Raw genomic sequence first — 13291 nt, 5'->3', positions numbered from 1 at the left:
ATTACTTGTTAGTCCCCTGAGCTGGAACACCCTGTGTCAGCGGTGTGTGGCCTGGCGCGGGGGTTTCAATAATGGCTGTGCGTGGCACATTCAAGGTGTCAGCTGCACCCACCGTTGCGGGAACAGGTGGTATCTGGCTGAAATTGACAACCGGTTCGTTCGGATAGAGGCGGGCCATCGCTTCGGTAAACGCTCGGTTCCATGCCAGCGACCGCTCGACGTCGGCATGAAAGGCACGGGCGAACATTTCGGCATATTTACGGCGCTCGGCTTCCGAGGTCGCGTGAATGCCGAGCGCTTCAATAGGCGAGAGGTTTTCAACTGAGAATGCTTTGCGGGGGCCTTCCAGCAAGGTTTTGGCGCGCAACATTTCTTCGTCAGTTAAGCCCCAAATATTGGCGCGTAGGCGATCTACGGCATCCAGTGCGATCGGATTGCGCCCTTGTGCCTGCGTCGCATTGGTGACTTCTTCGGTACGTTGCTGAGCGGTGGCCTGGGTTTGCGAATGGGCCACCACAGGGAAAAGCAGGGGCAGGCTGACGACTGCTGCTTTGATTTTCATACGGCGCGGCATCACTGGCCCTCCACGGTTAACTTGATGGTTTTTCCGTTTACAAGAAAAGAGGCGCTGCGCTCGGATGCGCTTGCGCTTTGCAGCGTGACGCCGTTGACGGTGTCACCTGGCCGCATCACTAAGGTTTGGTTGTCGCCTGCGCGTGTACTGGCGACGACAACGGAGGGTTTGCCATCCCACATATCGACTGAGACAAGACGAACGCTTGGCTTCGGTGCGGCCCTGGCTCGACGTGTGACCGGCTTTTTAACGGGGGCAGGTTCAACAACGGGCACCGCCTCTGGTTCTGGTTCAGGCGCAGGTGTGGACAGAACTATCAACTGCTCGTTTTGATGCAAGAGCTCATTGAGTAACTGTCTGATTTCGTTGACATCACGCTGCAGGGACGATATTTGCACCTCAAAAGTTGGTGTTTCTTGAACGGCGTACGAGGCTTGCGCTGTTTCAAGGTTCGATGGGAACGACTCCCCGAGATCAATGGAAAGCTCTTGAAATTCCGTTGACTCTGCCGTGTCTATCGGCATTTCATCTGCTTTCTCTACATTGCCTAGATCACTGGTGGCGGGAGCAGGGGAGGGGTCACCCTTTTCCTCATCCTCAATAGGGGAGACCTGGTCTTCGATTTCAGCCAGTGAGGGCTCGGCTGCCGACAAGGCGGCTGTTTGCTCAACCACAGGTTGGTTAAACAGGTATTTCCAGCTCAAGAACAGGACAGCAAAAAGCAACAAAGCCAGGATTAGCTTCCACGGATAGCCTGACCTTTTCTTAGACGTTGGAGTATCGGTTTGTGCAGCAGATGCCAATGGGGATGGCGAAACGCTGGCTGCTTGCGCTTGATTGTCTTGTTCAGCAAAGAAATCGGTGACTGCTTCATTGTTTTGCGTCTCGTTCACAGGATCCACTACGGACGAAAACACGGGTTCCGCGTTATGTTTTTCAACGTCTGCCGTTTGTTCTTTGCGTGAGAACAGAATGAGCCAGAGGGTTCGCACAAAGCCGTGTCTATCCTGCTTTGCAGCCTCCAGTTCGCGTCGGTGGTCGAGATCGTGTTGATCCAGTTTTTCTTGGCGCTCAAGCTCTAACTGGTGCTCACGCTCACGTTGTTCACGTTCCGCTCTTTCCTGGGGGTCGCGCTCAAGCCTTTCTGCCTCCATGGCTTCTTCTAGATTGATTCTTTCAATCCGTTCACGTTCTAGCTGCTCGGCGTGCTCCCGGCGACGCTGATCATCTTGTTGCTGTTGCCACTGTTGATCTTGCTGGTTCATGGCTGCACCCCGCTGATGCGCTCGGTCAGGGGCAACCACGGCTTTTTAGGGTCAACTGTGACGGGGTAGGTTTGGGCCTGGAGCCAATTTTGCGTCAGCTCGACGCCCGACAGAGTCGGCTGTGCCGCTAGACTGATCCACAGTCTGCGACGGATGGGGTCCTCATCCCAGCGCCAGGTCTCGCCTACGAGTGCATTCAAGACGTCACGCACACGATACGTTCCCAGCGACCGCTGGGATTCTGGAAGGGGTAAGCGAAGAAACTGCGCGGCTTCTAGCGATAGCTTGGAGCGATCAAGCTGCCAACCTGTCCGTTTGAGGGTGTACTCAATCGCACCATCAATGGTGGCTACGTCTTGACGTGGGTAGGTCAGCGCCACAAACACAGACAGGGGATCAGAAACGCTATGCCCTGGTGTGCTGGCTTGTGTGCTGTATTGTCCAATTCGCACCTGTGTGCCGTTGTCGTAGGTATCCCCGACCTGGGCTTGGGCCTGCAACGCCAAAACAGCCAGTGGCGCGGCAACAGCGAGTCTAGCTGTCCAGCTCATGAAGTACTCCATCCGATTGAGAATGGCTTTCAGTGTTGCAAAGGCCCCCCGAGGTGTCGCTCGTTAACCCGAGGTCACGTAACACGGGGTTTCAGCTTGACGAAAACAGTTATGTGCGTTATCCGCGCGGCCTGCTTGATGCGTTTTTGAACAAGTAAAGAAAGGGCATCCGAGTTAGAATGCTCTGTATTGCACAATACAAATAGAACAAGAATGTGTTGACGGACTGCCGGGGCGTCAATCCGCTACTGGGAAAGGGTTGTTACGGGGCAAGGGCCTTATCCAAAGGGCCGCCGTCCACCTAAAAATCCGGTGGCCGACGGGAAAGGCCTTACAGGTAGGGGAAAAGGGGGCTTACGGGTTACGCAGCGCCTCACCCAGGGGCTGGGTGAAGCGCCGCAAATGGCCTCGGGCAGCATAGCGGACGGTGTGACTTATCAGAACTTAACGGTGCGTGCAAGCGAGAACCCTCGGTTACGTCGCGACCGGTATCGCGTTGAGTGATGGCAAATCGCTTTGTAGAGTGGCCGCTATGACTATCCTCGCCCACACGCACCTAGACGAGCATCCATACCCCGATCCTGGGTTTCCCCATTTTGGGCGTGATGCGCATGATCGTAGCCATGCGATTTACCGCATTGTCGAGCACCTGACTGAGTTGGGTCTGGCTGATTGGGTCCCGCATTTTTCAGCCTGGCTATCGCGCTATGACGGTTTAGAAATTTATGCCGAGGATGAAGATGATCCTCATCTGTGTGTGAGAGAAATTTTGAAGAATCATTGTCAGAGCCTGGCGCAAGAAAGTAGCCAAGCCGTGGATCTGGCTGAGCGCAAAGAACGCATTGTTCAAGATATTTTGCAGCAGCCATTTGTCCACTATCGGGCTCACTGGGGCAAGAACATGCTGCCAGATCCTGATTCAATCCAATGGAATCCATTGCAGATGAGCTGGTTCCATTTTCTGCAGCAGGGCGATCCGCAACACCCCACTGAGTCATTGCATATTTTGCTCACTTTGCGCCATCCTCGCCCGACGCTAGAGGCGTTGCGAGCCCATTTGCTTGAACGTTAGCGTATGACTCACCGCCGCACCCCACCTTGGATCTCTAAGTTCTCCACGTATATTCCGCGACGCGCCTCTAGCACGGCTAAGCCCGCCCCGGTTCCGCCACCCCCACCAGTTCCAGTTGCCCAACGAGTAGCAGGGCGGGAAGAGGGGTGGTTGCGCGTTTTGGAGTCCGATGACCTGATCCGTCTGCTGAAAGCTCAAAAAGCAGTACATCAAATGTTCCTACAGTCGCGTGTCGCTGATCCTGTTTTTAGACGCGATTTCATTCCTGCTATCCGACGATATGCGGAGTACGTCCAGCTTATGCCCGCCTCAGAAGCCCACCACCATGCCCATGCTGGTGGTTTGTTGGCTCATACGCTAGAGATGGTCTTGGCAGCTATGACCTGGCGAAACGCGCATTTTCTACCGACGAATGCACCTGTTGAGCAGATTGACTCAGAGCGCGATCAGTGGACCTATGTGGTCTTCTACGCGGCACTGCTTCATGACATTGCCAAACCGATGACGGATCTACGGATCCTATGGCGAGACGGGGCGATGGACGAGCCATTACGATGGAAACCGCTTGCGGGCTCTTTGTTCGAGGTGGGGCAGGGGCGCCTGGATCTGGAGTATCGGGTCGAGTTTGAGCCAAAAGCCAGCCGGGACTACCAGGCCCATAATCGCTTGGCACTGACCCTACTTCATCAGATTGCACCAAAATCTGCCTTAACTTTTTTGTCTCAAACGCCTCACGCCTTTGATGCGTTGACTCAGTATTTGTCAGGCCACAAGGATGGATTATTGGCTGACATTATCAAACGCGCTGACCAGGCCTCCACCAGCAACGCATTGATCAAGGGCAGCAAGGCTCGTTTTGCGACAGCCAATGCAGTGCCGCTGGTGGATTTACTCATGCAAGCGCTCAAAAGCATGTTGCAGTCTGGAACGGAATTGCCGCTCAATCGCACTGGAGCTGCCGGATGGGTGTATGACGGCTCGGTGTGGTTTGTGGCTAAGCGTGTGGCCGATGCCACGCGGGCCTGGATTAAAAAGCATGAGCCTGACGAGTCCGTACCTGGCGAGGCCAAGAACGATAGGCTGTTTGATACATGGCAGGAATATGGAATCCTGCAAGTCAGCCCTCATTCTGGTCAAGCGATTTGGCACGTTGAAATCAACGGGCAAACGCCAGCGACAGAAGAGGGCGCAGAAGCCCATCACTATCGACACAGACTAAGTGTGCTGCGCTTTCCACTGTCAAAGCTCTATGATGATCCAAACTTATACCCACCGGCGATGTCTGGAGAGATCCATGTCCGGGCCAAACGTGGCGATGATGAGTTTGAAACAGAAGCTGATCCAGTTGCGGTTGATCCTGAGCACAGCCCTGATACAACAGTCATTCAAGCCAAAGCTGCTCCAGAAAACATTGATGAAGGAGTATTGACGCAAAAGGTGGCCACAACGGCCAAAACTGCCTCAGCTCGACCACAAACGGCTGCACCCAAGCGTAATCTTGTTCCAGCAATGGAGTTTAGAAAGCCCAAAAATGCGTCAACTGGCGCAGCCAAGCGGCAAACACCGAAAAATGGCGCAGCGCAAAGCGGCAACCAGCCCAAACCTGGGCCAACCTCAAGCAATACCCACCAAACTGCTTCAATTCAGGCATACGACGACGAGACGGTGATTTTGCCAGCCGAACTCGCCGTAGATGGCTTTGATGTTGACGATGACTTTCTGGATGAAGCTGATACAGCATCCAACATTATTCATCGCAACCCACCACAAACGTCGCAAAAGACAAGGTCTGTGAGCTCAGCGCCGACAGCGGTGGTTAGCAGCGCACGCCCAGTCAAAAAATCACAACAACGTGAAGCAACAGCCATAACTGCAGCAAAGGCTAAAAGTGTTGTGCCAGCCTCTGTTGAGCACACACCTGGAGCATTACCAGCCTTACCGACGCCTAAAGCGTCGGTTTTGGAGCCAGAGCTTGCTCCAAAGACACAGGCAAAATCGCAACGCATGTTCAGCCAGGCCAACACCACGCCGGTCGTGTTGACACCAAGCCTGCCTGAACTACCGCACGAAGCCCCGGTGAAGGAACCCAGCGAAGCCGCGACGGCGTTTATCCAGTGGTTGCAGCAAGGCTTGGCCAGCCGTGAGATTAAATACAATGAATCTGGGGCACCCGTGCATTTTGTAGAGGAAGGCATAGCACTGATTTCACCCAAAATTTTCAAACGCTACGCGGCTGAAACAGGGCCTGAAGAGCAAGCGGATGCCATGGGGATGCAAATTCAGAGAGAGGTTATCAAAGCTGGGTGGCATCGGATGCGGCAAGTGGAAGGCGGTGGCAAGGTCAACATTTTGCGCTATCAGATCATCGGCAAAGGAAATGTGCCGGTCGCCTCGCTGGCGGCGGTGGTGTTGACGGACCCGGATCGGTTTGTTTTACCCGTGCCTCCCGTCAATCCAGTCTTGAAGTTGGATCGTTGAATAAAGGGGATGTTTGACACAGGATAAAGTGCTGTGCTACCGTCCGATCAGTCGTGCAATTCAACGTTTCGACGGGGTTTCGGTTTAGATTACTGTGAGGTGCCTAACTTCACATAATGCAAAAGACTGCTGAACAGGCTCGTTTTCCTGTCTCGAGGACGGCTGGGAAACATCGCATAATGTATATTATGTAAAGTCGCTAAATAGCAGTGCTTTGTATCTACCTCTAAAGAATCGCTACTACGCTCGTCCTGGCTACTGTTTTTCTGCAGATTATTTCCCCCCAAGGTAGTTAAGTCTCCCCTTGCATGGTTATAGTGACGAGCTATGTGAAACGGAGCGAAGCACGATGGGCCATGAACTACAGTTTGCCGAACGCGATCCCAGCTTGAGTGATGACGTAGCCAAGACGCAGATTGACGCGCTGCGCGAAGCGCTGCTGCTAAAGCAGTACGAGCGTCTGCAAAAAGCAGATCAAACCTTGCTGATCGTGGTAGCCGGGATGGATGGTGTGGGAAAAGGCTCTGCGATCAATACCTTGAACAGTTGGTTGGATCCTCGCTACGTACACACCTTGGCTTTTGGTGCGCTCAATGAAGAGGAAGCCATGCGGCCTTTAATGTGGCGTTATTGGAATCGGCTGCCGGTTCGTGGTCAGACGGGTTTGGTGTTTGGTTCCTGGTATGCCCCTTTGATGACAGAGCTGGGCCGCAAAAAACCGGACCCGACCAAGATCGCCCTATACACCCATTTGATCAATCGTTTTGAAGCGCAACTGGCCTATCAAGGCGTGCAGGTGTTGAAACTATGGTTTCACCTCTCCGCTCAAGCTCAGTTGACCCGCTGTACGACCTTGATGGCTGACCCAAATACAGCTTGGCGTGTTAGCAAGGCAGACTTGAAGGTTCACAAGAAATTCAAGCAATTGCGCAATGCGGCCACACAAACCATTAATCTGACCCACAGAAATTACGCTCCCTGGGTGGTGATCCCCAGCGCAGATCAGAACTTGCGTGATGTGTCCTTGGCAAAAGTCGTGTTGCAGGCTTTGGATAAACCCATTGTCCCGCGACAAGTTAAAGAGCCGTATGCGTTCCCGTTTCGTTTGAATGTGCCGACTGCCAGCTTGCAGTCCCCTCCTCCCGTGGAGCCTGTGTTGGATTACGATGCCGAGCTTTTGCATTGGCAAGGCCGTTTGTCCTGCGCGGTACGTAGCAAAGCCTTCCGCAAACATTCTTTGGTACTGGTCTTTGAAGGACGCGATGCGGCCGGTAAAGGCGGCACTATTCGCCGTTTGACTGAAGCCCTGGATGTGCGGATGTACGATATCTTCCCTATTTCCGCTCCTAACGCGGTGGAACGGGCACGTCCGTATCTATGGCGTTTCTGGCGCAAGTTGCCGCGTCTGGGAGAAATCTCCATTTTTGATCGCTCCTGGTATGGTCGTGTGCTGGTAGAACGAGTGGAGAAGCTGATCTCCCGTGCTGCCTGGCATCGTTCCTACGAGGAAATCAATGAGTTTGAGGCGCAATTGTTGGCCAACGGCACGGCGGTGATCAAGTTCTGGCTGGATATTGATAAGGATGAGCAGCTAAAGCGCTTCAAGGCCCGCGAGGAAACGCCCTTTAAGGCTTACAAGATTACGGAAGAAGATTGGCGTAATCGTGAGAAATGGACGGCGTATCAACGTGCGGCTCAGGAGATGTTTGCCCAGACTGATACTCACATGGCGCCTTGGCATATTGTGCCTAGCAAGGACAAAAAAGCGGCGCGTATTCAGGTGCTGCGTACCGTTGTGGAAACGCTGGAGTCTTTGGATGAGCACATGATCAGCCTCAATGAGCCGGCCTTGTCGGATCAAGTTAGTGAGCAAGTCTAAGGACGGCAGCCCGCTATTGATGTATTCGCTTGGCTATCCTGCCAAAATAACCAAACAAAAAACAAACAAAAAAGCACTTGCGGGTGCTTTTTATGTGCTGCAGGACTGATGTTGGCCCTATAAATCCTGTTTTGCAGCCAGGTTCAGGATCTTGTGCCAGCGTTTGGCTTCAGCAAAGTGGCTGGTTTGAATCTCCCAGCGTTGGGTGGGATTACGCAATATAAGTGTCAGCCCCCTGCCCTGTGGCTCTACTGCTTCAATATCCGCAAAAATAAAGGCACGTGCCCCCTGCCCGGTTTGAATCTGACCACGCTTTTGCAAGGCATCCAGGCGTATCGAGCCATCGGGTAAAGCCAGTTCTACAATGCGCTGGCCTTGTTGTTTTTTACCGTGGATGGCCAGATAACGGCGTCGCCATACCATAAAGGGAGCCACCAGAATGGCCGCCGCTATCAACAGGCTCAAGATAGCGGCGAAGGCACCAGCACTGGCGCTGACCAGGTTAAAGAGCTGCATTCCACCATAGACCAGCGCCGCAATAATCCCTATGAACAGCAGGAAGATGATGATGGGCATGGTGGAAAACGCCTTGTTTTAGCGGGCTTGGACTTTGACGGTGGCAGCGGCTTGGCGAGCGTTGGCGCGGGCCGTTTCCAGGTCAGTGTCTGCTGCCAGCGCAACACCCATGCGGCGTTTTTCAAAGCTCTCGGGTTTGCCGAAAAGACGGATATCGGTTTGCGGGATGCGCAGGGCTTGGGCCACATTCAGGAAGTCCACGTCTTTCGCATCTACGCCACCGTAAATCACGGCGCTGGCGCCGGGCATGCGCAAGGCCGTATTGACTGGCAGGCCCAGAATCGCGCGTGCATGCAGCTCAAATTCGGACTGCCATTGAGTAGCCATGGTGACCATGCCCGTGTCGTGTGGGCGGGGGCTGACTTCGCTGAACCATACCTGATCGCCCTTCACAAACAGCTCTACGCCAAACAAGCCTTGGCCACCCAGGTTCTGGGTGACCGCCTGGGCGATATCGCGTGCGCTTTGCAGGGCTTTGGGGCTCATGGGCTGAGGCTGCCAGCTCTCTACGTAGTCGCCATCTACTTGCTTGTGGCCAATGGGGTCGCAGAACTGGGTTTCGATCTGGCCGTCTGCACCGACGGCACGGACGGTCAGCAAAGTGATTTCGTAGTCGAAATCAATAAAGCCTTCCACAATGACGCGGCATTGGCTAACGCGGCCACCGGCCATGGCGTAGTCCCAGGCTTTGGCGACGTCATCAGGCCCGCTGATCTTGCTTTGACCTTTGCCCGAGCTGCTCATCAAGGGTTTGACTACGCAGGGGTAGCCGATCTTATCGTCGATAGCGGCTTGCAGTTCTGCCAGCGATTCGCAAAATTGGTAGGGGCTGGTGGGAACGCCCAGTGTTTCAGCAGCCAGACGGCGAATGCCTTCGCGGTCCATGGTCAGCCGAGCAGCACGGGCGGTTGGTATGACGCGCACCTTGCCTTGGGCTTCCAGCTCTTCCAGCACGCCGGTAGCAATAGCTTCAATCTCGGGCACAACCAGGGTGGGCTTTTCTTGTTCGATCAGGGCGCGCAGTTGCTCGGCGTCACTCATGGTAATAGTGCGCGAATGATGGGCAACTTGCTGGCCAGGTGCGTTGTCGTAGCGGTCTACCGCGATGGTTTCTACCCCTAGGCGTTGCAGCGCAATCAGCACTTCTTTGCCCAGCTCTCCCGAGCCCAAGAGCATGATTTTGTCCGACGACGACGATAAAGGGGTGCCCAACAGGCTCATGGCGCGTGCTCCGCTGAAAATGAGAAATTCAAAAGCGGTATTGTAATGCAGGCGACGCCGGGTTTTTTTCAAGCAGGACGGCTTTGTCCGCCCCGCTGGCACACAGCCTTGCGGAGCGGACGTTTTCAAGACTTCAGCTTGAAAGCCGGACGAGCCTTAATCCGCCTCCTTATTCCACCATTAGCTGCGCCATCATGCCCAGGTCCTCATGCTCCAGAATGTGGCAATGAAACATGCGCAGGCCTGGCAATTCCTGTCGGAATGCCAGTCGGACGGTCTCGTTGGGGCGCAGATTGACAGTATCTCGCCAGGCACGGAATGGCTCCGGGAAGGACCTGTTGCCGGTTTGACGTGCCAGCACCTGAAACTGCGTTCCGTGCAGATGGAAAGGATGATCCATATGGGAGTCGTTGATGACATCCCAGTATTGCCACTCCCCGGTCGGGCAACGCAGGTCGATACGGTTCATGTCGTAGACCTGATTGTTGATGCGGAACATGGAGCGCATGGCTGCCATGCCGGGCGTCATGGTTTCCTGGTCCATGCCCCCCATGCCCTGATGGTTCATTCCGGGCGAGGCCGCCATGCCAGAGCCGTGCCCGGATGGCATGTCGTGGTTCATGGGCATGACTTCGCTGAACACCACTTTTGCGGTACTGGCGGCAGCAGGAATCGCCGGAATTGTCCGTAGCTGCTCGGGCAGGTCGATTTCCTGATGGCGGATTGTCAGCCCAGCCAGCGTCAAGGTCTCGGGCTTTTCCTTGACCATCATTTTTTGCCTATCGTAATACAGGGCTTGCAAGCTGCTTTCCAGGTCTTTTTCCGCTTGGATAAAGAACTCCACCCGTTCAGCCGGTGCCAGCAAAATAGACTCTGCGGCGGCCAAAGGCTGTTCCAGCAACCCACCATCTGTACCAACTTGAATCAGCTGGGCGCCGGGGATGTGCAGCCTTAAATAACGGGCAGAGCAGGAGTTCCAGACGCGAATACGTTCTGCTGTGCTGGTCTGGATGCGCGGCTGGCGTTGAGCATTCAACAGCACGAACTGCCCTTCCCTGCCATTCATCCAATCCGGGCCGGTGTTGGCCGGTATATGGCCATTGATGTCCAACCGCAAATCGCTGATCGCCCAATGTTGTTCCGCGTAGTCCTTCAACGGGTCTTTGGGAGAACGAACAATAATTGTCCCGCCCAGTCCATGCGCGACTTGCTCACCACTTTTTCCATGCGGATGCGGGTGATACCAGTAGGTGCCGGCGCAACCTTGGGGCAAAGTAAAGCGGTAGTAGCGGCTTTGTCCTGGTAAGACCGCGTCCTGTGGGTTCCCGTCCTGATCCGAGGGTACGGGCAAGCCGTGCCAGTGAATCGTAGTGGCTTGATCCAGCTGGTTTTCAAACTCGATTTCGACTTGATCGCCTTCGTACAGCTCGATGAGTGGGCCGGGAGCCTGGCCGTTGTATAGCCAAAGCTCGGTGGTTTTACCATCGGCGAGCACACGTTGGTGGGCGGCCGCAGTAATTTTCGCCTGAAACAGCCCTTTTTTCTGACTACTGTTTTTCAGCACTGGTAGAGCTTGAAGTGCCTGACCTGCCGGCATCTTTTCGACCGGCATCAAGCCTTGCCGAGCCATCATGCCGTGACCGGGCATATCTGCGGGCATGGATCCGTGGTGCTCCATCATGCCCTGTGCCCAGCTTCGTATAGGCAGGCTGCTCAAGAGGCTGGCACCTAAGGTGAGTTTGAAAAAATCGCGTCGTTTCATGGGTTTATCCCTATTAATCATCAATACACATGCGCTGCCCACGCCTAGTGAGTACAGGCTTTTTAGGCTTGGGGCGGTAATTAGAACGAGATGATCAGGACGAGCGCGGAGGTGGCTGGGCGGGGCCAATGAACCGGGAGAGGTAGTCTTGGTGCAAAGGAACGGGAGGGAAAGCGGGCTGCAAGACAATCGCTTCAGGCGGTGGAATCAGTGTCGCAAGACACGCGCAGCAGCCACTTTTTTGCGGGGTGCTGCAATGGTTGGGAGCGCTATGGTGAGATTGCCCCGGCGAGGCGTGGTGCCCTTGAATGATGCTGTGAGCCGCGCTCTGAGTCGTGGCGTGCGCGGTAAAGCTGGTACCCAGGCCGATGCTGGCAAACAAAACAATAAGGCTGGCTACTAAAAGCCAGCCTATGGTTTTGCGAGATGAAATGAGTGCGCGCAGCATGGGTAAAAGCTTAGCACGAGGCTGCTATTGGTCGTTTACGCTAAAACAGACCGTTACACGCAGTGCTCCATTCATGATGGCATTCGAAGCAGGAGGACGAAGGGATTCAAAGCACGAGGGAGGCGATGAATTGTCCTTGCCTTCGGTTCGGCTGCTCGTTCATTCAAGGCTGGGCTTTGCCTGATTTTTGATTGAAATCCCGCTAAATCGGCCGACACCTTTTTCGGTGATTGAAAGCGCGCCACGCCTATCCTAGTGCATGCTGGCATAGGCTGCTGAATGGGCTCTTCATTGTTCAGGATTGCTCTTGATCAAGCGCCGCTTTAAGCGTACGGGCCGCACTGGCTGGGCCTGAGCTTGCTCCAGTTGCTGGCTGAGCAGTTGGGCTTTCTTGCGCGCTTCTTCATTTTCTCGCTCCAGCAAGGCTGTACGTGTGCGTAGCATTTGTAGTTGTCCCTGCATCTCTTTGGCCAAGCTATGGCTGATATCCAGAGCTGCTTGCATGGCACGACGCTCGCCCTGCTCTTGCCCCAGTTCTTGGCGCAGCTTCTGCATTTGATCCTGCTGCTGGTTCAGCTCTTGTTCGTGAGCCTGACGCTGGGTTTTGTTCGCGTGCTCGGCCTCTTCTATTTGTTGACGCAGTCGCGTTTGAATGGAGCGCTCCTTGTCGATTTCCAACAAGGCACGGCGCTCGTTGGCCTGGGCGCGCTCCTCGGTCAGCTCAATGGCTTTTTGCAGCCGCTCCAAATCCTGGGTGAACTGTTCGCTTTGGCGGCGCAGCTCTTGCTGAACCAACTGCTTTTCGGTTTCCAGCTCGTTTTGGCGTTGTTTGGCGTGCAGCAAGTCTTGTTTCAGAGCCGCTTGCTCCTGACCGGCTGTCTGTAGTGCTTCTTTCAAGCGTTCTATGTTGGCTTGAGCCGTTTTCAAGGCGCCCTGCTCTACTTCCAGTGCCTGTTGTGCTTCCTGGGTTAGGGCTTGAGCCTGTGCGACGCGTTCATCAGCCTGGGTTTGGTAATGCTGCAGGTGCTGTTTTGAGTGACCCATGGCTTCTTGCCAGATACGGCCCAGCAGGTCTCCCGTCAGGCTTTGCAGTTCTTCTGGCATATCAGCCATATCCAGCCGAACCCGGCTTTTGTCCCGCAAATCTTCCCAGAACGTCTGGAGAGCCTGGGCTGGGGCACTCATGCTGCCTTTACGCACCAATTGGTACAGCTTGTTGGCCGTAGGCGTGACGCCATAGCGAAAAAACAGGAGCGCAGCCACTTCTTTGTACAAAGTCTGCGTATGGCTGAAGCGATCGCGTAATTGGGCCACATCAGCCAAGATTTGGCCCTCATTGGGCTGGTTTTGCTCCATTTTTCACCTTTGTTGATAATTTAATTAATAATACAACGTAATATATAAAATTATCAACAAATTGAATTCTATAATTTGACATTATCTCTATAATGTCAAATATATGGCC

General features: G+C 54.4%; 11 protein-coding genes. 4 read left to right on the top strand and 7 right to left on the bottom strand.

All coding sequences use genetic code 11. The annotated features are described in order from the left end of the window. Nucleotide 1: 1 nt before the first annotated feature. Genes OKX01_RS09425 through OKX01_RS09415 form a run of 3 tightly spaced genes read right to left on the bottom strand, consistent with a single transcriptional unit; the run spans nucleotide 2 to nucleotide 2390 of the window. The gene (locus OKX01_RS09425) at nucleotides 2-574 is read right to left on the bottom strand and encodes a hypothetical protein (RefSeq protein WP_123049345.1); all 573 of its coding nucleotides are present in this window, start codon (nucleotides 572-574) and stop codon (nucleotides 2-4) included. Continuing rightward, nucleotides 574-1839 (bottom strand): hypothetical protein, encoded by a 1266-nt coding sequence (locus tag OKX01_RS09420; protein WP_264672849.1) that lies wholly within the window; start codon nucleotides 1837-1839, stop codon nucleotides 574-576. Before OKX01_RS09420 ends, OKX01_RS09425 begins: the two co-directional genes overlap by 1 nt. Continuing rightward, on the bottom strand, nucleotides 1836-2390 hold the full coding sequence (locus OKX01_RS09415; protein WP_086060454.1) for a hypothetical protein: 555 nt from the start codon (nucleotides 2388-2390) through the stop codon (nucleotides 1836-1838). The genes OKX01_RS09420 and OKX01_RS09415 overlap by 4 nt, the downstream gene beginning before the upstream one ends. A gap of 532 nt (nucleotides 2391-2922) precedes the next feature. Here OKX01_RS09415 and OKX01_RS09410 point away from each other — a divergent pair. The 3 genes from OKX01_RS09410 to pap all read left to right on the top strand — a co-directional run bounded on the left by OKX01_RS09410 (nucleotide 2923) and on the right by pap (nucleotide 7819). Continuing rightward, nucleotides 2923-3462: a hypothetical protein gene (locus OKX01_RS09410; RefSeq protein WP_123049342.1), complete on the top strand. Its 540-nt coding sequence runs from the start codon at nucleotides 2923-2925 to the stop codon at nucleotides 3460-3462. Between the two features lie 150 nt (nucleotides 3463-3612). Continuing rightward, entirely contained in the window at nucleotides 3613-5940 is a 2328-nt protein-coding gene (gene mobH / locus OKX01_RS09405; protein WP_264672848.1) for a MobH family relaxase, read from the top strand. Between the two features lie 349 nt (nucleotides 5941-6289). Then, entirely contained in the window at nucleotides 6290-7819 is a 1530-nt protein-coding gene (gene pap, locus OKX01_RS09400; protein WP_264672847.1) for a polyphosphate:AMP phosphotransferase, read from the top strand. A gap of 117 nt (nucleotides 7820-7936) precedes the next feature. Here pap and OKX01_RS09395 read toward each other — a convergent pair whose 3' ends face one another. The 3 genes from OKX01_RS09395 to OKX01_RS09385 all read right to left on the bottom strand — a co-directional run bounded on the left by OKX01_RS09395 (nucleotide 7937) and on the right by OKX01_RS09385 (nucleotide 11378). Further along, on the bottom strand, nucleotides 7937-8395 hold the full coding sequence (locus tag OKX01_RS09395) for a hypothetical protein (RefSeq protein ID WP_125276824.1): 459 nt from the start codon (nucleotides 8393-8395) through the stop codon (nucleotides 7937-7939). An 18-nt stretch (nucleotides 8396-8413) separates the two neighbouring features. After that, entirely contained in the window at nucleotides 8414-9616 is a 1203-nt protein-coding gene (gene purT, locus OKX01_RS09390; protein ID WP_121740129.1) for a formate-dependent phosphoribosylglycinamide formyltransferase, read from the bottom strand. Nucleotides 9617-9785: 169 nt separating this feature from the next. Further along, entirely contained in the window at nucleotides 9786-11378 is a 1593-nt protein-coding gene (locus OKX01_RS09385) for a multicopper oxidase family protein (protein WP_264672846.1), read from the bottom strand. 271 nt (nucleotides 11379-11649) lie between these two features. Here OKX01_RS09385 and OKX01_RS09380 point away from each other — a divergent pair, with 271 nt between their 5' ends. Beyond that, nucleotides 11650-11781 carry a hypothetical protein gene (locus OKX01_RS09380; RefSeq protein WP_264672845.1) on the top strand — a complete coding sequence of 44 codons (132 nt, stop codon included), beginning with the start codon at nucleotides 11650-11652 and terminating at the stop codon, nucleotides 11779-11781. Nucleotides 11782-12114: 333 nt separating this feature from the next. On the opposite strand, the gene OKX01_RS09375 is transcribed toward OKX01_RS09380, so the two are convergent. After that, the gene (locus OKX01_RS09375; protein ID WP_264672844.1) at nucleotides 12115-13182 is read right to left on the bottom strand and encodes a DNA-binding protein; all 1068 of its coding nucleotides are present in this window, start codon (nucleotides 13180-13182) and stop codon (nucleotides 12115-12117) included. Nucleotides 13183-13291 lie beyond the last annotated feature (109 nt).

The organism is Alcaligenes sp. SMD-FA, from assembly GCF_025960365.1.
GTDB lineage: Bacteria > Pseudomonadota > Gammaproteobacteria > Burkholderiales > Burkholderiaceae_B > Alcaligenes > Alcaligenes aquatilis.
Note: the sequence above shows the minus strand (reverse complement) of the source record. Positions and strands in the feature narration are given on the sequence as shown.